Origin of the sequence: Thiohalocapsa sp., from assembly GCF_022340605.1 — a bacterium.
Classification (GTDB): domain Bacteria; phylum Pseudomonadota; class Gammaproteobacteria; order Chromatiales; family Chromatiaceae; genus Thiohalocapsa.
Genome location: NZ_JAJDNQ010000018.1, coordinates 49242 through 69980, shown reverse-complemented (window position 1 = coordinate 69980; position 20739 = coordinate 49242). Strand labels below are relative to the sequence as shown.

Genomic DNA, 20739 nt, shown 5'->3' with positions numbered 1-20739 from the left:
CTTCCCCAACTGTCACGGTTGCGACAAACCGGCGCGACCTCGGCGCCCAATCTCTTTCTAAACAGTTGCTTCGATCACGCCCACCAGGCAGGCACGCGCCTTGCTTCTAGCTCGGCAAGCCTTGCCCGCACCCCGCCGAGGGTGCCGAACCCACTCTTGAAGAGGACGCGTGATGGCGCTCGAAGCACTGGACCGATCGCTCTCGGCCACCGCCCCAGCCCCAGCCCCGGCAGCCGCTGGCGGCTGCTCCGCCAGTGGCTGCGGCAGCAGTTCCGATCAGTTGGCCCACCTGCCGGAGCACATCCGCGCCAAGGTGCACAACCACCCGTGCTTCTCGGAGGAGGCGCATCACCACTATGCACGTATGCACGTGGCGGTGGCGCCGGCCTGCAACATCCAGTGCCACTATTGCAACCGCAAGTACGACTGCTCCAACGAGTCGCGCCCGGGCGTGGTCTCCGAGGTGCTGACGCCGGAGCAGGCGGTGGCCAAGACGCTGGCGGTCGCGGCCGAGATCCCGCAGATGACCGTGCTCGGTATCGCCGGCCCCGGCGACCCACTGGCGAACCCGGAGCGCACGCTGGCCACCTTCCGCGCCCTGTCCGAGAAGGCACCGGACATCAAGCTCTGCGTCTCCACGAATGGCCTGGCGCTGCCGGAACTCGTCGATGAGATCTGCGAGCACAACATCGACCACGTCACCATCACCATCAACTGCGTGGACCCGGAGATCGGCGCCAAGATCTATCCGTGGATCTTCTGGAACAACCGCCGCATCAAGGGCGTGAAGGCCGCCAAGATCCTGATCGAGCAGCAGCAGAGGGGCCTGCAGATGCTCTGCGACCGGGGCGTGCTGGTGAAGGTCAACTCGGTGCTGATCCCGGGCGTCAACGATGCGCACCTTAAAGAGGTCAGCCGCGTCGTCAAGGAAAAGGGCGCCTTCCTGCACAACGTGATGCCGCTCATCGCTGAGCCCGAGCACGGCACCTTCTACGGCCTGATGGGCCAGCGCGGCCCGAGCAACGAGGAGCTGCAAGCGCTGCAAGACGAGTGCGCCGGCGACATGGCCATGATGCGCCATTGCCGCCAGTGCCGCGCGGATGCCGTCGGCATGCTCGGCGAGGACCGCGGTGCCGAGTTCACGCTGGACAAGGTGGCGGAGATGGACATCGACTACGCCGCCGCCATGCAGCGCCGCGCCGAGGTGCACGCGGCCATCGAGGCGAACCGCGCCGCGCAGCGACAGCAGCGGAGTGAGACCTTCATTCCGATCACATCTCTGAAGGGAACCATGCAGCGCCGCAAGCCCCAACCCGCCCCTGCGGCGGCCCAGGCGGCGCGCTTCGCGGTGGCCACCACCGGCGGCGGCGTCATCAACCAGCACTTCGGCCACGCCCGCGAATTCCTGATCTACGAGGCGGCGGCGGTGGGAGACGACGTGGACGTGCGTTTCCTCGCCGCCCGCAAGGTGGACCTCTACTGCGCCGGCGGCGACACCTGCGGCGATGCCGAGGACGCGCTCGCGAAGACCATCCGCACGCTCGAAGGCTGCACCGGCGTGCTGTGCTCGAAGATCGGCATCGAGCCCTGGGACCGGCTGGAGGCCGCTGGCCTGGTGCCCAACGGCGAGCACGCCATGGAGCCCATCGAGGACGCCGTCGCCGCCGTCTACCGCGAGCTGCTGGCGGAAGGCCGGCTGGACACGCCGGCCGCGGCCACCGCGCTCAGCGCCTGACGCGCGCCCACCGCGCCATCACTCGACCCAGTCACCAAAGCGCGATCACCAAAGCCGGTCACCAAGACCAGCCAGCCAACAGGGGAGCCACCATGGCCTACCGCATCGTCGAATCCTGCGTGAACTGCTGGGCCTGCGAGCCGCTCTGCCCGAGCAACGCCATCCAGGCCACCCGGCCGCACTTCGTCATCGACGCCGGGGCCTGCACCGAGTGCGACGGCGCCTACGCCGATCCCCAGTGCGCGAGCATCTGCCCGGTGGAGGGCGCCATCCTCGACGGCGCCGGCGTGCCAGTGAACCCGCCAGGCTCGCTCACAGGCATCCCGCCGGAGCGCCTGGCCCAGGCCATGGCCGAGATCCGCGCCCGCTGAGCGACAGCGCGCCGGCCGACTTACCGCCCACCCCATCCAGGGGAGTCACGTCATGTTCGTGTTCGACGCCGCCGCCCTCCTCCAGCAACCCCAAACGCCCGCGCCTCGGCAGCGCCGCCACCTGCCCGCGCGGCTGCTGCGGGCCATCGGCGAACGGCAGCGACTGCTGCGCTGGCATCGCGCCCGGCCACGGCCGGCCGGCTGCGGCTGGGTGCCGCGGCGGGTGTGGGCGCGGCATTCCGCGCTGCTGTGCCTGCGCGCCGGCATCGAGCCCAGCATCCCGGTGGAGCGCGGCCTCCAGTGACCCGGCCACATACCGACCCGGCAGCAGCGCCCATGACCGACATCGTCTTCTTCGAAAAGCCCGGCTGCATCGGCAACGCCCGGCAGAAAGCCTTGCTGGTGCAGCTCGGACACCGGCTGCACGTGCACGACCTGCTGCGCACGCCCTGGACCGCCGCCGAGCTGCGCGACTACCTGGAGAACCTGCCGGTGCGCGAGTGGTTCAACCCCAGCGCACCGCGGGTGCGCGACGGCGACATCGACATCGACGCGCTGGACGCCGACGCGGCGCTGACGCTGCTGGTCGCCGAGCCACTGCTGATCCGCCGGCCGCTCATCGACTCGCCGCACGGGCGCTGTGCCGGCTTCCTGCCGGGGCCGGTGCTGACGGCGCTGGGCGTGCCGGACAGCGCCGCCGATCTCGACAACTGCGCACGCGGGACACACCTGCCGGGCAATCCGGAACCGTCCTGCGATGCGCGCGCCGCCGCCTGCCGGTCCGACACCGAGCGACGGCCAGATGCCGCGGTGGAGCCACGTGCCGAGACAGCACGACGATGACGATGGCCGGTACCCGCGCAGACACGGCCCACCCCGGGATCGGCCAGGACGGCGCCCCGGCACCGGTGCCCATCGCCGACGACGTGCACTGGATCGGCGCACTGGACCCACAGTTGCGGCGCTTCGACCTCATCTTGCGCACCGCCAACGGCACCACGTACAACGCCTACGCGGTACGCGGGCGCGACGGCGTCGCCGTGGTGGACACGGTCAAGGCCGAGTTCGCCGAGCCGTTCTTCGCCCGGCTGGAACAGGTGGCGCGCTACGACGAGATCCGCGTCATCGTGCTGAACCACCTGGAGCCCGATCACTCCGGCGCCCTGCCGGAGCTGATGCGCCGCGCGCCCCAGGCGAGGCTCATCATCTCCAAGCGCGCCCCGGCGATGCTGAAGGCCCTGCTCAAGGCAGACGACGAGGAGATCCGCTACGAGACCGTAGACACCGGCCATGAGATCGACCTCGGCGGCCGGCGCCTCAAGTTCCTGCACACGCCGTTCCTGCACTGGCCGGACACCCAGTGCACCTATCTCGTCGAGGAGCAGGTGCTGTTCTCGGGCGATGTCTTCGGCTGCCACCACTGCGACCGGCGGCTGTTCAACGACCGGGTCGGGGACTTCCGCTTCGCCTTCGAGTACTACTACGCGCACATCATGCGCCCGTTCAAGGCGCACGTGCTGGACGCGCTCCGGCTCATCGAGCCGCTGCCGCTCAAGCTCATCGCACCTACGCATGGCCCCATCCTGCGCGAGCGCCCACGCCGCTATGTCGCCCGCTACCGAGAGCTCTCCGGCGGCGCCGCACTGGAGCCGATGCCGGTCGACAGCGCCCCGCTGCGCACGCTCCTGATCTTCTATCTCAGCGCCTATGGCAGCACCGCGCGCATGGCCGAGGCCATCTGCGCCGGTGCCGAGACGGTGCATTCCGTGCGCGTGTCGCTGTACGACCTCGACGGCGGCGAGTCCGAGCCCTTCGTGGACCTGATCGAGGCCGCCGATGCGCTGGCGCTCGGCTCGCCCACGGTGAACGGCGACGCCGTCAAACCGGTCTGGGACCTGCTCTCGTCGCTGGCGGTCGTCAACCTGCGCGGCAAGGTGGGCGCCGCCTTCGGCTCCTACGGCTGGAGCGGCGAGGCGGTACCGATGATCGAGGACCGCCTGCGCGGGCTGAAGCTGCGCGTGCCCCTGCCCGGGCTACGGCTGAAGCTGATCCCGACCGACGCGGAACTCGCCGACTGTCGCGACTTCGGCCGCCGCCTGGCACGGGCGCTGGTGGGCGACGCGGCAAGCGGCAGTGGCAACGGACAAGCGGCGCGCGGCGTCATCGACTTCGCCGAGCTGGGCTGAGCACCCCGAGCCCGCCAGTAGCCAATCCGAAAAATAGCGCACCCATGCGCAATTGATGGTTCCGACAGCAATCAATCGGCCAATCTCAACGGCCGCAACCAAGAGGATCTGCCCCCATGGCAAAAGCGAAACTCACCTTTGAAGACATTGGCCAGACCGTCAACGTGCCGGCCGGCATCCGTGTCATCGACGTCTCCGAGAAGGTCGGCGCCGGCATCATCTACGGCTGCCGCGAGGGCGACTGTGGCACTTGCATGATGCACGTGACCGACGGCTGGAACAATCTCACCGAGCCCTCGGTGCTGGAAGAGAAGGTGCTGCGCGAGAACATGGCCGGCCGTCACGACCGCCTGGCCTGTCAGGCGCAGGTGATCGGTGACTGTTCGGTCAAGCCGGCGTAAAGGATTCCGTGCGCGGTGCGTCATTTTAGAGTGCGCAGTGCGTCGTGCGAGGTGCGCCGGCCGGCACCGGCGAAGGCCACGAACCCTGCGGTAACGCACTCCGCACTCCGCACTACCCGGCAATCCGCGTTAGTCATTGCCACATCTCAACTCATTACAACCCCTATTCCATAGGAGCCCCCATGGCCCTCGTAACCTTCTCCAACCCCGACTACAAGGACAAAACCGTCTACGCCGTCGCTGGCAGCCACACCGAGACCGTTCTCAAGATCGCCAAGGAAAACAAGGTGCCGGTGCAATTCGATTGCCAGGACGGCGAGTGCGGCCACTGCCTGGTGCGCGTCACGAGCACCGATGACAAGGACCGTATGGGCTACCACCTGACCGAAAAGGAGATCACCGTGCTCAAGGAGCTCGGCAAGCTGACCCAGGAGGACATCGACCGGCTGGCGGTGGACGACATGCCGAGCGAATGGCGCCTGGCCTGTCAGATGATCGTCCGCGACGAGGACATCCTGGTCGAGTATTGATTTGGAAGCTGATTGCTCGGCCGTCTCCGGCCGGCAATCACCAGGCAATTCAAGAACAAATGAAAACCTTGGACAGCGACATGAATGGCAGCGCAAGCAATGCAGCCCGGCCAGCGGGCACGCACCAAGGCACCCACGCGCGGCGCTGCAGTGTCGCCGTGGCGGCCCCAGCCAGGCCCGGCGTCGCCGACCACGTTGCCGTCAACGCGCTGTTCGCCAAGCTCGCGCCATACGCGACGGGCGAGCCCAACGACCAGCCCTTCGCCTGCATGATCGCCACGCTGTGCGCCGGCGGTGGCGCACTGCCGGACTGGCTCGGCCTGGACCCGGCGGCCTTCGGCTGCCTGCTGGAGCACCACTTCTCGGGCTTCCGGCTGGACTCGCCGCCCTGCCCCGGTCGGATGCCGGACCCGGCGCGGAACGATGAGCGCCGGGAGCTGGTCGAACTCATGCTGATGGACAAGGCCGGCGACTCGCCGTCAGAGGTCTGGATGGCCCACGTGGTGGCCGCCGGCTGCATGGGCAGCGATCATCTATGGCAGGACCTAGGGCTGTGGCGCCGCGCCGACCTCACCGCGCTGATGCGCCGCAACTTCCCGGCGCTGGCCGCGCGCAACGTCAAGGACATGAAGTGGAAACGGTTTCTGTACAAGCAGCTCTGCGAGGCGGAAGGCATCTACGTCTGCCGCGCACCCTCCTGCGAGGTCTGTACCGACTACCATGCGTGTTTCGGCCCTGAGTACTGACTTGCTCTTCCTGGTGGACGACAGCGGCGGCCTGCTCACGCGCCGCGCCATCGGCGCCTACCTGGGGCTTGCCATCGGCGATGCCCTCGGCGGCACGGTGGAGTTCCTGACGCCATCCGAGATCCGCGCCGCCTACCGCGTGCACCGCGATATGGTGGGCGGTGGCTGGTTGCGGCTGCGCCGCGGCCAGGTCACCGACGACACCGATATGGCCCTGGCGCTGGGGCGGAGCATCCTCAGCGCCGGTCGCGTCGATGCCGAGGCCGCGGCGGCCGCCTTCAGCGACTGGATGCGCCGCAAGCCCATCGACATCGGCAATACGGTGCGCCGCGGCATCGCCGCCTACCGCCGCACCGGCAGCCCGGAATCGCCGCCTTGCGAATACGACGCCGGCAACGGCGCCTGCATGCGCTGCCTGCCGGTCGCGCTCGCCACGCTCGGCAGCAGCATCGCGCAGGTGGACGCCGCCAACCGTGCCCAGGCGCACGTCACCCACAACAACCCGACCTCCGACGCCGGCACACTCTGCGTGCTGCGCATGGTTCAGACGGCGCTCCTGGGCGGCGACCGGGCAGCCCTCGCCGCCATCGCCGACGAGCTGGTAGCGGAAGATCGAATGTTCGATTACAGCCGCAAGCGCAGCGAGAACCCGAGCGGCTTCATCGTCGACACCCTGCGCACGGTATTCCAGAGCCTGTTCGCGACGGACAGCTTCGAGGCGGCGCTGGTGGACTGCGTCAACCGCGGTGGCGACGCCGACACCACCGGCGCCATCACCGGCATGATCGCCGGCGCCCTGTACGGCCCGGCCGGCATTCCCCCGCGCTGGATGCGCCACCTGGCCCAGGACGTGCGCCATGCCTGCATCGAGCAGGCGCAGGGCCTGCTCAAGCTCTCACCGCTATTCGCCGCGACGGGAGCGCAGACCCAAGACCTGAGCGTACCGTGATCGCCCCTCATCGCGCGCCAACGTCAGCCCTGGCGCTATTGCGGCAACGGCTGGTCGCAAAAGGCGCGCTCCTGTAAAGGCCCCGCCATGCGCGCGCGTTGGCGCTCGTGCCGACAAGGCGCTGACTTGGTGACTGTTTCCATGCCAATCCTCCCGCCGAGGCGTACCACCAGCTGCGGCGACCGGATGCATGGCATTGCGAAATCTCAGGGCAATTCAGTCAGAAATAGGCCGATACTGTCACCAATGGCAGCGTACGCGTCGCTGCCCCAGCGTCCTGGCGTGCTGGCCAGTGCCAGACCCACGGGCGGTCTTTTTTCTTTGGGGCGCGCGATGCCGGCTTCCGCCGGCGGGCCGAGGGTTCGGCCCGCGTCCGTTATCGGGGAGGTACAGCTTATGCCGATGCAAGACAGAGCCGGCGGGCGCGGCACCGGACAGGTTCGGGATCGAGGACGCGGTCAGGGGCGCGGTCAAGGGCGTGGTCGCGGCTGTGGCGCCGGTCCTCGCGGCGCTGGCCGCATGCGCGGGCGCCGACAAGGCGATGGACGCGAGCAAGTCGAGACCGGTGACATCTGCGCTTCCAGCAAGGTTGAAGACCGCCGGCATCGCGCTCAGCACAGGGTGAGCACGCCGCTGAGCGAGGAGATCGCGCGGTTGCGCGTCGAGCTGGAGCGGCTGGAGACCGGTGCCGACTTGGCGCCGGCAAAATGAAGTCCACGCTCCCGGCGTGGCATGGCCGGGGCCCGCGTCGCGGCCCCGGCGCGATCACGAGCCGACCCCCGGGCGGGACTTCGGCACACGGTCAGGCATGACCTCCGGCGGACGCCGGCGCCTGCCTGCTCTTTCGAATCCAACACCCCGGAGTCACCGATCGATGAAGATAGCAATTACGGCCGAGACCGATCAGGGGCTCGCGAGCCCCGTCGCACAACATTTCGGACACGCACCCTATTTCGTACTGGTGGAGTTGCACGAGGGCGCGGTGCGTGCCGCCGACGTCTTAGCCAACCCCTTTGCCGAGTCCCACGAGCCGGGCCAGATCCCGGCTTTCATCCATGCGCAGGGGGCCGAAGTCATGATCAGCGGCGGCATGGGCGGCCGTGCCATCGGCTTCTTCCGCAACGCCGGCGTGCAAACGGCCACAGGCGCGAACGGCACCGTCGGCGACGCCCTGCAGGCCTATCTGACCGGCACCTTGCAGGGCGCCGCGCCCTGTGCCGAGAGCGTGGCACACGGCCACGGCTGACACGGATACCTGAATCGAATCTCAGGTGCTGTGTCCGGGCATCATTCGGCCTCGCGTAGCGCACCCGCCTGGAAGGCCCGGCAAATGTCGTGGGAGCGGCGTCCCCGCCGCGATGTCCGCATGCGCCGGATCGCGGCGCGGACGCCGCTCCCACACAACAGAGATTATGCAGGCATACGGTGTAGTGGCTCTTGTGGGAGCGGCACTCTTGGTGCCGCGACCGGCGGCAAGGCAGCGCACCATGCCCGAGTAACTACCAGACGGCAGGCAACCGCCCAGCCGTCGTCGCGCCACAAGAGGCAGTGGCGCTCCCACGCCAATCCGCCTGGAGCAGCCGTTACGGGAGGTCGGATTAGCGCAGCGTAACCCGACGACGGACGCCGGTGCGCTGTTGATGGTCGGGTTACGCTATCGCTAACCCGACCCACCATCCTCTCGTTGTCGTTGTCGTCGAGTATCCGATTACGACCACGACCACGAGTGCAGACTTCGGCCAAATTCCTCGGCTTCGGCCCCACACCGGGTTGGCGCTCCGCCATAACCGCCTGCTTGTCGGGCCTCCTTCGTCGGCCCGACCTACGACAGCCTCCCGCCACGAATCCCTTGCGTGCTTTCTTCACATCCTCTCAGGCCGCTTGCGCGGGAATGGCGTTGCCAACACCGGTGATCTCGTTGCGCTCGTTGCAGTAGATCAGGGTCGGCTTGAAGACGGCCGCTTCCTGCTCGGTCATGGCCGCGTAGCAGCAGATGATGACCCGGTCGGCGGGACTGGCCTTGTGGGCGGCGGCGCCGTTGATGGAGATGATCCTGGAGCCCGCCTCGGCGCGGATGGCGTAGGTGCTGAAGCGCTCGCCGTTGGTGACGTTGTAGATGTGCAGCTGCTCGTACTCGCGGATGCCGGCGCGGCGCATCAGGTCTTCGTCGATGGCGCAGGAGCCCTCGTAGTCGAGCTCCGCGTGGGTAACGCAGGCGCGGTGCAGCTTGCATTTCAGCAAGGTGAGTTGCATAGCCGTGTGTTCCTCCTCGGGACCGCCGGATACGCATCCGCGGGCCTGAAAATGATGTCTCGTCGGTCGCCGATGGTCCCGAAGCGCGCTCCGGCGCGGTCTGCACGGGCCGCTTCGGACCCTGGTCAGTCCCAGGTCGTTCCCTGGTCGTTCCCAGTTCGCTCCCATCTGGGTGCAGCCATTTTGCTGCGGTGCAATATGCGCCTATTGTCGCAACGCACGCATCGGAGCCGCAAGCGAAATCCTTAGGGCCGTTGACTGGCGCCCGAGCTCAGCCGGTAGCCGTGGCGCCCCGCTCGAACTCCAGGTTGTCGATGAGCCGTGCCCGCCCGAGGCGGGCCGCGGCGAGCACCACCAGCGCCCGGTCGGCGTGGCCGGGCAGCGCGAGATCCGCCTGGCGGCGGACACTCACGTAGTCTGGCGTGAAGCTGGCGTCGGCCAACGCCCGCATCGCATCCCGCTCGGCCGCCGCCGGCTCGACACCCGCGGTCACCGCCGCCGCCAGCCGTTGCAGGGTGCGGTAGAGCTCCGGCGCACGGGCGCGCTCAGCCGCGGTCAGGTAGCCGTTGCGCGAGCTCATGGCGAGCCCGTCGGCCTCCCGCACCGTGGGCATACCATCGATCTCGATGGGCATGTCCAGGTCCGCCGCCATGCGTCGGATCAGCATGAGCTGCTGGTAGTCCTTTTGCCCGAACACCGCCACGTCCGGCTGCACCATGTTGAACAGCTTGGCGACCACGGTGGTGACACCGCGGAAGTGCCCGGGCCGGCTGGCACCACAGAGCTCCGCGGACAGCCCCGGCACGTCGACAACGGTGTGGCCGTCGCGCCCCCGCGGGTACATGGTCGCGTCGCTGGGCGCGAACAACAGATGGTTGCCGGCCGCCGCGAGCCGCTCGGCGTCCTGCGCCAGGGTGCGCGGGTAGGCGTCGAGGTCCTCGCCGGCGCCGAACTGCAACGGGTTGACGAACACCGTGGTCACCACCCGGTCCGCGCGCACCAGCGCCGCCTCCACCAGCGCGATGTGGCCGGCATGCAGGTTGCCCATGGTAGGCACCAGAGCGATGCGAAGGCGCGCGGCGCGCCAGTCCGCGAGTCGAGTGCGCAGCGCCGGGATGTCGTACAGGGTCAGCATGAGTGGTGGGCATTCCGTCAGAACAGTGTCTCGCCGGGGCCGGGGAATGTGCCGGCCTTGACCTCCTCCACGTACGCGGACAGCGCCTCCGCGACGCTGCCGGTGGAGGCGGCGAAGTCCCGGCTGAAGCTGGGCGAGCGGCCCGGCAACAGGCCCAGCATGTCGTGCAGCACCAGCACCTGGCCGTCGCAGCCGTTGCCGGCACCGATACCGATGACGGGGATGGCGAGCTCCTTGGACAGCGCCTCGGCCAAAGCCGCCGGCACACATTCCAGCACCAGCATGGAGGCACCAGCGTCTTGCAGCACCAGCGCATCGGCGCGGATGCGCGCGGCGCCGGCGTCGTCCTTGCCCTGGTAGCGGTAGCCGCCGAGCTGGTGGATGGACTGCGGCAACAAACCGAGGTGGCCACACACCGGCGCGCCGAAACGAGTCAGCCGGCGCACGGTGTCGGCGAGCTCGGCGCCACCCTCCAGCTTGACCATGGTGGCACCACCGTCGCCCATCAGGCGCTCGGCGGCGGCCAGAGCTCGCTCCTCGGTGGCGTAGCTGAGGAAGGGCATGTCGGCGATCACCAGCGCGCGGTCCGCGGCCCGGCTGACGCAGGCGCTGTGGTAGACCATGTGCTCCAGCTTCACAGGCACCGTCGTCGGCTGCCCTTGCAGCACATTGCCCAGGGAGTCGCCAACCAGCAACACGTCGACGCCGGCGGCCTCCAACAGGCGCGTGAAGGCGGCGTCGTAGCAGGTGAGGCACGCGATGCGCTCGCCACGACGCTCCATGGCCGCCAGGGTGGCGCTGGTGATCCGCTCGCCGTTCATCAGTGGGCTGGGCCTCTTGACTGGTATGGTGGGGGCGCGGCTGGCGCTCGATGGTCGCGTCGCCGGCTCAGGACAGGGCGGCCCGCGGCGGCTCGTCAGCCACGCTCGTGTCCGATGCATCGAGCTCCGCCGGCAGGGTACCGACGGGGAGCGCGAGCGCAATGGGCGCCAGCGCCGCGACACCGTTCTTGGGCATCGCCGCCAGCAGCACATCGAGCCGGCCCTGCCCCGGGATGTCCAGCGCAGCCGGCGCAACATCCGCCAGCGGCACCAGCACGAAGGCACGCCGGCGTATCTCCGCGTGCGGCAGCGTCAGCCGAGGTTGCGCCAGCCGGCGGATGCCGAACAACAGGATGTCCAGGTCCAGCGTGCGCGGACCCCAGCGGGTGCCATCACGCACGCGCCCGTGCCGGCGCTCGATCTGCTGCAAGGCCCCGAGCAGCGCCCAGGGCGTGAGCCGGGTGCGCAGCCGCGCGGCGGCGTTGATGTAGTCAGGCTGATCGGCCGGCCCCACGGGGGCGGTGCGGTACAGCCAGGACAGGCCCTCCAGCCGGCTCGCCGGCAGGCCGCCGAGGTCCGCCGCGGCTCGCTCCACGTGCGCGCGCGGATCATCCAGATTGGCGCCGAGACCGATGTAGACGGTCTCGGCGGCCGGAAGCAATTCAGTCATCGGCGTCACCCGCGGCGCGGCCATGCATGACCGCCGCACCCTCGGCCCCGCCGTCGCCGCCAGAGTCGCCGCCGCCCGCGGACTTGGGCTTGCGCCGCCGCCGCGGGCGGCGCTTCTTGCCGGCGCCGGTCATCTTGGCGCGGTCGGCGGCGTTGGCGTCCTGGAATTTCGTCCACCATTCCGCCAGCTCCGGGTCCACCTCGCCGGCCTCGGCGCGCAGCAGCAGGAAGTCGTAGGCGGCGCGGAAGCGCGGATGCCCCATCAGCGCGATGGGCCGGCGGCCCTGACGGCGCTCGAGCCTGGGCTGAAGGGACCAGATCTCGCGCATGGGCATGCCGAAGCGCTTGGGGATGGCCACCTGGCGCTGCTGCTCGGACGCCACCTCGTGGGAGGCCAGCGCCATGGCGTCGGCCCAGGCCGTGCCGCCGTCGAGCAGTTCCTGGTAGCGCAAGCGCACCGGCTCCCAGAGCAGCACCGCAAACAGGAAGGGCGGCACCACGGACTTGCCGTCGAGCACGCGGCGGTCGGTGTTGTCGAGCCCGCGGCTGACGAAGACGCTCGGAAACTCCTGCTCCTGTCGCTCCAGGCAGGCGTCGGTGGCCGGGAACAACTGCCCGAACAGCCCGTAGCGCCGGAGCTTCTCGAAGGCATGCAGACCATAGCCCGCGTGGAAGAGCTTCAGCACTTCCTCGAACAGCCGCGCCGCCGGGACCTCCGCCAGCAGCGCTGCCAGCGCCGACAACGGCGCCTCGCAGGCCGGGTCGATCATGAAGCCGAGCTTGCAGGCAAAGCGCACGGCGCGAAGCATGCGCACCGGGTCCTCGCGGTAGCGCGCCTCCACGTCGTCGCCGATCAGCCTGAGCCGCCCCTCCCGGAGGTCCGCGAGGCCACCGGCATAATCCACCAGCGAGAAGTCCGCGATGTTGTAGTACAGGGCGTTGACGGTGAAGTCCCGCCGCAGCGCATCTTCGGCGATGCTGCCGTAGACGTTGTCGCGCAGGATCATGCCGTTCTCGGTGCGCACGGCATCCGCATCGGTGCCGTCCTGTCCGGCTGGGATGGCGCTGGCACGGAAGGTGGCCACCTCGATGATCTCCGGGCCGAAGAACACGTGCGCAAGCCGAAAACGCCGGCCGATGAGCCGGCAGTTGCGGAATACCTGACGCACCTCCTCCGGTGTCGCATCGGTGGCGACGTCGAAGTCCTTGGGCTCGTGGCCCAGCAACAGGTCGCGCACGCCGCCGCCGACGAGATACGCCGCATGGCCGGCATCGCGCAGGCGATAGAGCACCTTCAGCGCGTTTTGACTGATATTGCTGCGCGAGACGTTATGGTCCGAGCGCGGGACGATCAGCGGTTCTGGTTCTGCTGGTGAAGACAAGGGATCTTGAGCAGCCGAAAGTTTCACGTATAATACGCGATTCCCGCACCCGCTTCCGCTCCCTTCGTCTAGTGGTTAGGACGTCGGCCTCTCACGCCGGTAACAGGGGTTCGAATCCCCTAGGGAGCGCCACACACGACAAGAGGCCCCACCGGGCAACTGGTGGGGCCTTTTTGTTAGCCCGTTCTCGCTGAACGAAACGTCGCAGCGGACAGCCACCGTTGCGGCACCATCCAATCGAGACGCCCGCACTTGACCAAGCCCTGGCCTACATCACCTGCACTTGCTTCGCAAACCATCTCCCGATGCGCCCCCGCGCATCACGACCATTCCCACGGCGAGCGCTGCGCCGCAAGTCCACGGACCAGCTGCACGGGCCATCCAGCCCCTGCAAATCGCCATGCTTGACGCCGGGCAGGCGCCGCGACCGGTTGTCGGCGATGCGCCGCGCCTGGTGCGGGCCGCCGTCGGTCCGGCCCGGGCTGCGATGCAGCGGCGGACCGGTGCCGGCAGCGCTTTTGCCAGCTTCGGCGAGGTCGTCCAGGGCCGGCGCGCCGACGGCGAGGATTTTCTCATCACCCTGCCGGTGGATCTCTGGAGCCGATGCCGGGCGGTCCGCGGGCAGGTCGCCGGCCGCTCGCGCGTAGTGGCCCCGCTCACCAAGTCGCGGCGGGCGGGCGAGGCGATGCTGCGCGCGCTGGGGCTCGGCCAAGGTGTGGAACTGCACGTCGAGCTCGAGCGCGACATGCCGGTGGGCAAGGGGCTCAGCTCCAGCACCGCGGACATGCTCGCGGTGGTGCGCGCCTGCGAGCATCTGTTCGGTGTCAGCGTGGGGCGGGAGGTCGTCTCGCGGCTGTTTGCGGACATCGAGCCCCACGACGCCCTGCACTACGCCACGAGCGTCGCCTACAACCATCGCCGCGGACGGCTGCTCGCCAGGCTGGATTATGTGCCGGACTTCCGGATCATCGCCGTGGACGCCGGCGGCGCGGTCTGCACCGAGACCTACAACCGCGACCTCCACTACGCGCCGCGCCTGGTCGCCGAGTACCAGCGGCTATACCAGCGCACGCTCGCCGCGTTCGCGGCGCGGGACGACGCGGCCATCGCCCGCTGCGCCCAGCGCTCCACGGAACTGCACGTCGGGCGTACCGGGAACGGCTTCCTCCAATATCTGCTGGAGCGGGCGCCGGGCCTGGATGTGCTCGGCGTCCTGGCCGCCCACAGCGGCACCTGCGCCGGCCTGCTGCTGCCGGGCGCGGCGCCGGATGTGCGACTCGAGCGCATAGAGGCCGCCGTCAGCCCGCTGGGCCGGGTGTTCCGTGCCCGCACGCTCGCGACCGCGCCCGCGGGGCTTCGCTTGCCCGTGCGATTCGCTGATCCGCGCGAGGCGATATCCGCTTCCGCGGCCTGAACCGCGGCGGGGACGCCGCTCCCACATCCGCTCGTGCGCCTGGCGCTGCCGCACCCGGCGCGCCGCACTTGCCAGCCGCGCGGGCTCGTCGCGGCGGGGACGCGGCTCCCACATCGCTCCCCGATCCTGCATACTCATCCGATGTCCGTCGTTAAGGAGTCATCCATGTCCCGAACCCCCGTCAACAAGGTCGTGCTCGCCTACTCCGGCGGCCTCGACACCTCCGTGATCCTGAAATGGCTGCAAGAGGAGTATGGCTGCGAGGTGGTCACCTTCACCGCCGACATCGGCCAGGGCGACGAATTGGAGCCCGCGCGCACCAAGGCCGAGGCCGCCGGCGTCAAGGAGATCTACATCGACGACCTGCGTGAGGAGTTCGTGCGCGACTTCGTGTACCCGATGTTCCGCGCCAACGCCATCTACGAGGGCGAATACCTGCTCGGCACCTCCATCGCCCGGCCGCTCATCGCCAAGCGCCTGGCGGAGATCGCCGCCGAGACCGGCGCCGACGCCATCAGCCACGGCGCCACCGGCAAGGGCAACGATCAGGTGCGCTTCGAGCTGAGCGCCTACGCGCTGAACCCGGACATCAAGGTCATCGCCCCGTGGCGGGAGTGGGACCTGCTCTCGCGCGAGAAATTGATGAACTACGCCGCCGCGCACGGCATCGCCATCGAGCAGAAGCGCGACGGCACCAAGTCGCCCTACTCCATGGACGCCAACCTGCTGCACATCTCCTACGAGGGCTACGACCTCGAAGACCCCTGGGTCGAGCCCGGCAAGGATATGTGGCGCTGGAGCATCGCACCGGAGGACGCGCCGGACACCCCCACGGAGCTCACGCTCAGCTTCACCCGCGGCGACATCACCGCCATCGACGGCAAGGCCATGACGCCCGCCGAGGTGCTGGCGGAGCTGAACCGCATCGGCGGCGCCAACGGCGTCGGCCGCGCCGACATCGTCGAGAACCGCTACGTGGGCATGAAGTCCCGCGGCTGCTACGAGACGCCCGGCGGCACCATCATGCTCAAGGCCCACCGCGCCATGGAGTCGCTCACCCTCGACCGCGAGGCGGCGCACCTAAAGGACGAGCTGATGCCCCGCTACGCCGAGCTCATCTACAACGGCTACTGGTTCAGCCCGGAGCGGGAGATGCTCCAGGCCGCCATCGACCAGACCCAGCAAGTGGTCAACGGCGACGTGCGCCTGAGGCTCTACAAGGGCAACGTCATGGTGGTCGGCCGCCGCTCCGAGACCAACAGCCTGTTCGACGAGTCCATCGCCACGTTCGAGGAGGACGCCGGCGCCTACGACCAGGCCGACGCCACGGGCTTCATCCGCCTCAATGCGCTGCGGCTGCGGGTGCAGGGGCGGAGGCGGGGTTGATCGGGCGCTTGCGCGGGAGACCGTGAAAGTATTGCTCGCAACACCGAAAGCCAGATCTCGCCATCGTCCGCGGCCGCCTCGCGAGCTGGTATGGCGCCACCGTGTCGCTGACAGCCCTGTTCGCTTGAGCAAGCGCACGCAGAAGCAGAGAAGGCAACCGCGGCGGTCAGTCGGCCCCGCCGTCGCGATTCCCCACCCAAGGGGGCGTTACCCGGGAGGCTCACACCATGAACTGGTATCTGGACGTCCTGAAGAAATACGCGGTCTTCAGCGGCCGTGCCCAGCGCGCGGAGTTCTGGTACTTCGCGCTCTTCAACACTTTGATCGGAATCGTGCTTGTGCTCGTCGACATGGCGCTCGGCACCTACTCGAAAGATGCCGGAGTGGGCTTGTTCTACGGCCTGTACGCACTCGGCGTGCTGTTGCCCGGCATTGCGGTGGGGGTGCGGCGCCTGCACGACACCAGCCGCACCGGCTGGTGGTACCTGCTCGTCGCGATCCCGTTGATCGGCGCCCTCGTGCTGCTCGTGTTCTTCGTCCAGGACAGCACGCCGGGCGCGAACCAGTACGGGCCAAACCCCAAGGGCATCACGGCCTGAGGCGAACGGCGCGCGGCGAGAACCGCGCTGCCGCGCGGGGCCGCCGTCAGCCGCCGCGCTGCACCAGCAGGTCCCGCAGCGCCCGCAGCAGGTCGGTCTCGGTGATGATGCCGACAAGATGGTCGCCGCCGTCGTCGGAGACGGGCAGGCAGCCGATGCGCTCCGCCATCATCCGCTCGACGGCGACGCCGAGGTCCGCCTCGGGGGGGATGGTGGTGACCGGCGTATGCATCACGTCGCCCACCTCCACCGGCGCCTCGTGGAAATAGCGGGCGGCGAGCTGAAGGTCCCGCCGCGCCAGGATGCCGGCACAGTTGCCGGCGCCGTCGAGCACCGGCAGGTGGTGGAGGCCCTTCTCTTCCATGATCGCGAACGCCTGCTGGTAATCGGCCCCGGCGTCGATAGTGACAGGCGCGGCACTCATGTAGTCGCGGACTTGCATTGCACTGACTCCCATTGGTGGTGTCCGCGGCGCGCGATTGCGCTTGCGGGCATTGCGATTGCGCAAGCATGCGATAGCGAGCCTGCGCTGAGAAGTGCTGCGGGTCAAACGGGGCGCCACGTCAACCGTCGACCCAGCAGCGCACGGCCCTGCAGGAGCGCTCCCGCCTTGCCGCAGATCAACGAACCGGCGATGCGGCAAGCTCGCCCCGGCGGTCAACGCCGTGTGGGTCCAACCGACTGTCGCGACACTGTTGCTCCGGCGCGGCCCCGAAGCGCGTCGCACATGCCCCGACGGGGGGTACGACAGCGGCAGACAGTTCGCGGCCAATTGGGTTAGCATGCGGCAAGCGTGGTAGTACGGGTTTTCCCAATAATCGGGGGCGGAGGCAAACCACCGATGACTCGCGGCATTCAACTGAAAGAGCTGACCAAGACCGACCTGGGCCACCTCGGCCTGGCACCGGACACGCTGCAAGGCGGGCTGGATCTCGCCAGCGATGACGAGACGCTGGGCATCGATACCATGGCCATCACCCGCGAGGTGCGCAAGACCCTGGAGGCGGTCTACGACATCCTCTCGGACGCCCTTCCGCCAAGGCACGGCTGATTGGAGCACGGTCCAGCCGCCCGCGGCTGATCGCCCGCCGGTGCGCCGCCTGCCCCGGCGGCGCCATCATCCAAAGCAAACGCCCAACGAGCGTGCCATGTGGTGCGCCGTCGGCGCCCAAAGTCAGTTGCTTTGGCCATCCGGCCGAAAAAAAACCGCCACGGCAGGGTGTGTGCTGCCGGGCGGTCAACTGGCTTGCTGCCCAGAAATCATGCGGCCGCGTGCGGCCTCGGGATGAATCTGCGCCGTTGCTCGACACCCGCCGCGAGCAGGCGCGGCGCGCGGCATGACGGCGAGCGGGCCCGGGCAGCGAATGCCGCCCCGGTAAGCCGCTCAGCCGGCGCCTGCGATCAAGTGTCGGCCCGGGGTTTCAGAAAGGGTTGCGTCGTCAGCCGCCAACGTGCTCGCCGTTGGACGGCTGATCGGCAAAGCGCTTAGCCTCGCTAGACTCTGCCTGGTTGCGCAGCCGGTCGTTGTTGCGGACGATGCCTACGATCAGGCCCGCGCTGACGAGCGCTGCAAGGACACCGCTGATGGTTAATGCGTCGAAACTCATGGTACTGCCTCCGTTTCCCGCGACTGCGCTAGTCTTACTCAGACTCCCGCTCAGACTCCGGCTCAGACTCCGACTCGACGCCGCATGGCGATGCCATCCCGTTCGATCGGATCTCCATTGCCGGTCGAGGCACTGCGTCCGCGGCTGACCCCGCTGCCGCCGAACCTGAACATTGCCCCGGTTTTCGCTAGGGCTTGAGTCAATTATGGGTGCGGGTAACTACTAAGGTATTTCGTCATATACTGATATTTGTGACAACTTGTTACGAGCGCCACCGCGTGCCGCCGAGCCTCGCGAAGGTCTCGGAACCAAGTCACAAAATCGCACCGAAAGACCTTGCGATCGGCACAATCGATGACGTAAAGACATGGCCGCCGCCAACGAAAACCCGACCCGTGTCCTCGTCATCGACGACGACGCATCGCTGCGCGAGCTACTGACGGACTACCTGCGCCAGGAGGGGTTCGAGGTGAGCGGCGTCGAGGATGGCGCGGCCATGTTCGCCTGGCTGGAGCAGCACTCGGCAGACTTGCTGATCCTGGACCTGATGCTGCCGGGCGACGATGGCCTGACGGTGGCGCGGCGCCTGCGCACCAAGACCGACGTCCCCATCATCATGCTTTCCGCCCGCGGCGAGGACATCGACCGCATCGTCGGCCTCGAGGTGGGCGCGGACGACTACCTCGCGAAACCCTTCAACCCGCGCGAGCTGCTCGCCCGCATCCGAGCGGTGCTGCGCCGGCGCGCGCCCATGGCGCAGCTGGACGACGCGGACGTGGCCGTCTTCGGCCCCTACCGGCTCGACCTCACCGCACGACAGCTCACCCGCGACGGCGAGGCCGTGACCCTGACCGGCAGCGAGTTCGACCTGCTGCGCATCTTCGTCGAGCATCCGAACCAGATGCTGCACCGCGACCGGCTGCTGGATCTGCTGAAAGGCTACGAGCGCAACCCCTTCGACCGCAGCGTCGACGTCCAGGTGGCGCGACTGCGAGCCAAGATCGAGCCCAACAAGAAGCAACCCCGCTATATCCGCACCGTCTGGGGCCGCGGCTACATGTTCACCCCCCATACCGAGGGCTGAGCCCTTGCGCTCGCTGCTGCCGTCGTCACTGTTCGCGCGCGTCCTGCTGACGCTGGTGCTGACCTTCGGCAGCTTCGCGTTCATCACCTTTTTCACCGTCGTCTACTACGCGCTGTTCCCGGTGGTGCAGCGCTCGACGTCGGACCTGGCGGCCTTGATGGAGCTCTCGGCCCGCACGCTCGTGCAACTGCCGGAGGCCATGCAGGGGGACTACCGGGACAAACTCCTCAACGACTACCAGCTCTGGCTGCGCCCCGAGAACGACGCCCCCGGCAACCTGCGCAACTACTTCTTCCCGTACGTGCAGCGCCTGAGCGAGGCCCTGAGCCGCCGCACCGACTCCGAGCTGCGGATGCAGAGCAACATTATCGACGGCAAGCGCTGGTTCTGGGCGGAGCTGGATACGCCGCGGGGGCGCGTCTGGGCCGGCTTTCCGCGCGACCGCATCAACACCAGACCGCTGGAAGGCGTCTTCATCATCTCCACGCTGGCACTGCTGCTGCTGGTGGTGACCGCCTCGGTGCTGGCGCGACGCGTCACGTCGCCCCTGACCCGCCTCGCGCATGCCGCCGAGGAGGTGGCCAAGGGCCGCTCACCGGAGCCGCTACCTGAGAGCGGCCCGCGGGAGCTCGCCAACCTGGCACGGCAGTTCAACGAGACCAGCCAGCAGGTGCGCGAGTTGCTGGCGGACCGCACCGTGCTGCTAGCCGGTATCTCGCACGACCTGCGCACGCCGCTGACGCGGCTGCGCCTGGCACTGGAGATGCTGCCGGCGCAGACCGATCCGGCACTCAAGGCGCGCATGGAGCGCGATCTGGAGGAGATGAACACCCAGATCAGCCAGGCGGTGGAGCTCGGCAGCACGCTCGGTGCCGGCGAGCGCCATCGCCTGGACATCGGACGGCTCATCGGTGAGGTGGTGGGCGCGCGGCCGCGCATCGTCTGGCAGCCGGCGCAGCCCTGTGTGCAGGCCGTGAGCGCGCTGGCGCTGCGGCGCATCCTCGGCAACCTGATCGAGAACGCGCTGCGCTACAGCCAGGCGCCCGTAGAGGTGCGCCTGGACTGCAACCACCGCGCCGCGGTGATCTTCGTGCTCGACCGCGGCCCCGGCATCCCGGAGGCGGAGCGCGAGGCGGTGTTCCGCCCCTTCTACCGGCTGGAGCGATCGCGCAACCGCCGCACCGGCGGCTCTGGACTCGGCCTGGCCGTGGCGCGGCAGCTCGCCGTAGCCAACGATATGGAGATTCACCTCAGCAGCCGTGTCGGCGGTGGCACCGTCGCCAGCGTGCGGCTGCCACCGGAAGAGGAAGACGCCGACGACGGGCAGCCGGCACCGGCACAGGGTGCCGGCACCCGGCGCGCGCCCCGGCCGCCCGCCTCGACAGCCCTGGACGCCCCCGTCATCGGCAACCCGGCGGACCCCAAAAGCAGCGCTCGTACACCCTTCGTCACCGACGCTTGAGCCCGACGC

General features: G+C 68.7%; 23 protein-coding genes and 1 tRNA gene. 17 read left to right on the top strand and 7 right to left on the bottom strand.

Features of this window, described 5'->3' with window-relative positions; translation table 11 throughout:
• Nucleotides 1-172: 172 nt before the first annotated feature.
• The 10 genes from nifB (at nucleotide 173) to LJE69_RS01665 (ending at nucleotide 8164) form a co-directional block, all read left to right on the top strand.
• Entirely contained in the window at nucleotides 173-1735 is a 1563-nt protein-coding gene (gene nifB / locus LJE69_RS01710; protein ID WP_296920756.1) for a nitrogenase cofactor biosynthesis protein NifB, read from the top strand.
• A 92-nt stretch (nucleotides 1736-1827) separates the two neighbouring features.
• Entirely contained in the window at nucleotides 1828-2106 is a 279-nt protein-coding gene (locus LJE69_RS01705) for a 4Fe-4S binding protein (RefSeq protein WP_296920753.1), read from the top strand.
• Between the two features lie 52 nt (nucleotides 2107-2158).
• Nucleotides 2159-2410, top strand: a complete 252-nt coding sequence (locus LJE69_RS01700) for a hypothetical protein (protein ID WP_296920750.1) — start codon at nucleotides 2159-2161, stop codon at nucleotides 2408-2410.
• A 32-nt stretch (nucleotides 2411-2442) separates the two neighbouring features.
• On the top strand, nucleotides 2443-2949 hold the full coding sequence (locus LJE69_RS01695; protein ID WP_296920747.1) for an ArsC/Spx/MgsR family protein: 507 nt from the start codon (nucleotides 2443-2445) through the stop codon (nucleotides 2947-2949).
• Nucleotides 2950-2951: 2 nt separating this feature from the next.
• Entirely contained in the window at nucleotides 2952-4292 is a 1341-nt protein-coding gene (locus LJE69_RS01690; RefSeq protein WP_296920744.1) for an FprA family A-type flavoprotein, read from the top strand.
• 116 nt (nucleotides 4293-4408) lie between these two features.
• Nucleotides 4409-4693, top strand: a complete 285-nt coding sequence (locus LJE69_RS01685) for a 2Fe-2S iron-sulfur cluster binding domain-containing protein (protein ID WP_296920740.1) — start codon at nucleotides 4409-4411, stop codon at nucleotides 4691-4693.
• A gap of 182 nt (nucleotides 4694-4875) precedes the next feature.
• The gene (locus tag LJE69_RS01680; RefSeq protein ID WP_296920739.1) at nucleotides 4876-5223 is read left to right on the top strand and encodes a 2Fe-2S iron-sulfur cluster binding domain-containing protein; all 348 of its coding nucleotides are present in this window, start codon (nucleotides 4876-4878) and stop codon (nucleotides 5221-5223) included.
• A gap of 80 nt (nucleotides 5224-5303) precedes the next feature.
• Nucleotides 5304-5969 (top strand): nitrogen fixation protein NifQ, encoded by a 666-nt coding sequence (locus LJE69_RS01675; protein WP_296920737.1) that lies wholly within the window; start codon nucleotides 5304-5306, stop codon nucleotides 5967-5969.
• Nucleotides 5944-6918, top strand: a complete 975-nt coding sequence (gene draG / locus LJE69_RS01670) for an ADP-ribosyl-[dinitrogen reductase] hydrolase (RefSeq protein ID WP_296920734.1) — start codon at nucleotides 5944-5946, stop codon at nucleotides 6916-6918. Before LJE69_RS01675 ends, draG begins: the two co-directional genes overlap by 26 nt.
• Nucleotides 6919-7792: 874 nt before the next feature.
• Nucleotides 7793-8164, top strand: coding sequence for a NifB/NifX family molybdenum-iron cluster-binding protein (locus LJE69_RS01665; RefSeq protein WP_296920731.1), 372 nt, complete (start codon nucleotides 7793-7795; stop codon nucleotides 8162-8164).
• A 626-nt stretch (nucleotides 8165-8790) separates the two neighbouring features.
• Here the strand turns inward: LJE69_RS01665 and panD are convergent.
• The 5 genes from panD to pcnB form a co-directional block, all read right to left on the bottom strand.
• On the bottom strand, nucleotides 8791-9171 hold the full coding sequence (panD, locus tag LJE69_RS01660) for an aspartate 1-decarboxylase (protein WP_296920730.1): 381 nt from the start codon (nucleotides 9169-9171) through the stop codon (nucleotides 8791-8793).
• Between the two features lie 271 nt (nucleotides 9172-9442).
• On the bottom strand, nucleotides 9443-10306 hold the full coding sequence (panC, locus tag LJE69_RS01655; protein WP_296920727.1) for a pantoate--beta-alanine ligase: 864 nt from the start codon (nucleotides 10304-10306) through the stop codon (nucleotides 9443-9445).
• Nucleotides 10307-10323: 17 nt separating this feature from the next.
• The gene (gene panB / locus LJE69_RS01650) at nucleotides 10324-11127 is read right to left on the bottom strand and encodes a 3-methyl-2-oxobutanoate hydroxymethyltransferase (protein WP_296920724.1); all 804 of its coding nucleotides are present in this window, start codon (nucleotides 11125-11127) and stop codon (nucleotides 10324-10326) included.
• A 67-nt stretch (nucleotides 11128-11194) separates the two neighbouring features.
• The gene (gene folK / locus LJE69_RS01645) at nucleotides 11195-11797 is read right to left on the bottom strand and encodes a 2-amino-4-hydroxy-6-hydroxymethyldihydropteridine diphosphokinase (protein ID WP_296920722.1); all 603 of its coding nucleotides are present in this window, start codon (nucleotides 11795-11797) and stop codon (nucleotides 11195-11197) included.
• Nucleotides 11790-13178, bottom strand: coding sequence for a polynucleotide adenylyltransferase PcnB (gene pcnB, locus LJE69_RS01640; RefSeq protein ID WP_296920719.1), 1389 nt, complete (start codon nucleotides 13176-13178; stop codon nucleotides 11790-11792). Before pcnB ends, folK begins: the two co-directional genes overlap by 8 nt.
• Nucleotides 13179-13235: 57 nt before the next feature.
• Between pcnB and LJE69_RS01635 the strand changes: the two genes are divergently transcribed.
• The 4 genes from LJE69_RS01635 (at nucleotide 13236) to LJE69_RS01620 (ending at nucleotide 16577) form a co-directional block, all read left to right on the top strand.
• Nucleotides 13236-13310, top strand: a tRNA-Glu gene (locus LJE69_RS01635).
• A 268-nt stretch (nucleotides 13311-13578) separates the two neighbouring features.
• Complete coding sequence (locus LJE69_RS01630) at nucleotides 13579-14592, top strand: hypothetical protein (protein ID WP_296920716.1); 1014 nt, start codon at nucleotides 13579-13581, stop codon at nucleotides 14590-14592.
• A 165-nt stretch (nucleotides 14593-14757) separates the two neighbouring features.
• Nucleotides 14758-15978, top strand: coding sequence for an argininosuccinate synthase (locus LJE69_RS01625; protein WP_296920713.1), 1221 nt, complete (start codon nucleotides 14758-14760; stop codon nucleotides 15976-15978).
• Nucleotides 15979-16205: 227 nt separating this feature from the next.
• A complete protein-coding gene (locus LJE69_RS01620; protein WP_296920710.1) occupies nucleotides 16206-16577 on the top strand; it encodes a DUF805 domain-containing protein in 372 nt (123 codons plus the stop codon).
• A 46-nt stretch (nucleotides 16578-16623) separates the two neighbouring features.
• Here LJE69_RS01620 and LJE69_RS01615 read toward each other — a convergent pair whose 3' ends face one another.
• Nucleotides 16624-17019 (bottom strand): CBS domain-containing protein, encoded by a 396-nt coding sequence (locus LJE69_RS01615; protein ID WP_296920707.1) that lies wholly within the window; start codon nucleotides 17017-17019, stop codon nucleotides 16624-16626.
• A 399-nt stretch (nucleotides 17020-17418) separates the two neighbouring features.
• Here LJE69_RS01615 and LJE69_RS01610 point away from each other — a divergent pair, with 399 nt between their 5' ends.
• Nucleotides 17419-17628: a hypothetical protein gene (locus LJE69_RS01610; RefSeq protein WP_296920704.1), complete on the top strand. Its 210-nt coding sequence runs from the start codon at nucleotides 17419-17421 to the stop codon at nucleotides 17626-17628.
• A gap of 388 nt (nucleotides 17629-18016) precedes the next feature.
• Here the strand turns inward: LJE69_RS01610 and LJE69_RS01605 are convergent, their stop codons facing one another.
• The gene (locus LJE69_RS01605; RefSeq protein WP_296920701.1) at nucleotides 18017-18184 is read right to left on the bottom strand and encodes a hypothetical protein; all 168 of its coding nucleotides are present in this window, start codon (nucleotides 18182-18184) and stop codon (nucleotides 18017-18019) included.
• Nucleotides 18185-18551: 367 nt separating this feature from the next.
• On the opposite strand from LJE69_RS01605, the gene LJE69_RS01600 reads away from it, so the two are divergent.
• Together LJE69_RS01600 and LJE69_RS01595 are read left to right on the top strand one after the other, a co-directional pair.
• Complete coding sequence (locus LJE69_RS01600; protein WP_296920698.1) at nucleotides 18552-19268, top strand: response regulator; 717 nt, start codon at nucleotides 18552-18554, stop codon at nucleotides 19266-19268.
• A gap of 4 nt (nucleotides 19269-19272) precedes the next feature.
• Nucleotides 19273-20730, top strand: a complete 1458-nt coding sequence (locus tag LJE69_RS01595) for an ATP-binding protein (protein WP_296920695.1) — start codon at nucleotides 19273-19275, stop codon at nucleotides 20728-20730.
• Nucleotides 20731-20739 lie beyond the last annotated feature (9 nt).

Coding starts and splice junctions, on each gene's coding strand:
- LJE69_RS01620 (WP_296920710.1), top strand. CDS start 16,206: ATGAACTGGTATCTGGACGTCCTGAAGAAATACGCGGTCTTCAGCGGC.
- LJE69_RS01630 (WP_296920716.1), top strand. CDS start 13,579: ATGCTTGACGCCGGGCAGGCGCCGCGACCGGTTGTCGGCGATGCGCCG.
- panD (WP_296920730.1), bottom strand. CDS start 9,171: ATGCAACTCACCTTGCTGAAATGCAAGCTGCACCGCGCCTGCGTTACC.
- LJE69_RS01700 (WP_296920750.1), top strand. CDS start 2,159: ATGTTCGTGTTCGACGCCGCCGCCCTCCTCCAGCAACCCCAAACGCCC.
- LJE69_RS01685 (WP_296920740.1), top strand. CDS start 4,409: ATGGCAAAAGCGAAACTCACCTTTGAAGACATTGGCCAGACCGTCAAC.
- LJE69_RS01690 (WP_296920744.1), top strand. CDS start 2,952: ATGGCCGGTACCCGCGCAGACACGGCCCACCCCGGGATCGGCCAGGAC.
- LJE69_RS01625 (WP_296920713.1), top strand. CDS start 14,758: ATGTCCCGAACCCCCGTCAACAAGGTCGTGCTCGCCTACTCCGGCGGC.
- LJE69_RS01665 (WP_296920731.1), top strand. CDS start 7,793: ATGAAGATAGCAATTACGGCCGAGACCGATCAGGGGCTCGCGAGCCCC.
- LJE69_RS01680 (WP_296920739.1), top strand. CDS start 4,876: ATGGCCCTCGTAACCTTCTCCAACCCCGACTACAAGGACAAAACCGTC.
- LJE69_RS01695 (WP_296920747.1), top strand. CDS start 2,443: ATGACCGACATCGTCTTCTTCGAAAAGCCCGGCTGCATCGGCAACGCC.
- nifB (WP_296920756.1), top strand. CDS start 173: ATGGCGCTCGAAGCACTGGACCGATCGCTCTCGGCCACCGCCCCAGCC.
- LJE69_RS01605 (WP_296920701.1), bottom strand. CDS start 18,184: ATGAGTTTCGACGCATTAACCATCAGCGGTGTCCTTGCAGCGCTCGTC.
- LJE69_RS01675 (WP_296920737.1), top strand. CDS start 5,304: ATGAATGGCAGCGCAAGCAATGCAGCCCGGCCAGCGGGCACGCACCAA.
- LJE69_RS01705 (WP_296920753.1), top strand. CDS start 1,828: ATGGCCTACCGCATCGTCGAATCCTGCGTGAACTGCTGGGCCTGCGAG.
- folK (WP_296920722.1), bottom strand. CDS start 11,797: ATGACTGAATTGCTTCCGGCCGCCGAGACCGTCTACATCGGTCTCGGC.
- LJE69_RS01600 (WP_296920698.1), top strand. CDS start 18,552: ATGGCCGCCGCCAACGAAAACCCGACCCGTGTCCTCGTCATCGACGAC.
- LJE69_RS01610 (WP_296920704.1), top strand. CDS start 17,419: ATGACTCGCGGCATTCAACTGAAAGAGCTGACCAAGACCGACCTGGGC.
- LJE69_RS01615 (WP_296920707.1), bottom strand. CDS start 17,019: ATGCAAGTCCGCGACTACATGAGTGCCGCGCCTGTCACTATCGACGCC.
- draG (WP_296920734.1), top strand. CDS start 5,944: ATGCGTGTTTCGGCCCTGAGTACTGACTTGCTCTTCCTGGTGGACGAC.
- panB (WP_296920724.1), bottom strand. CDS start 11,127: ATGAACGGCGAGCGGATCACCAGCGCCACCCTGGCGGCCATGGAGCGT.
- panC (WP_296920727.1), bottom strand. CDS start 10,306: ATGCTGACCCTGTACGACATCCCGGCGCTGCGCACTCGACTCGCGGAC.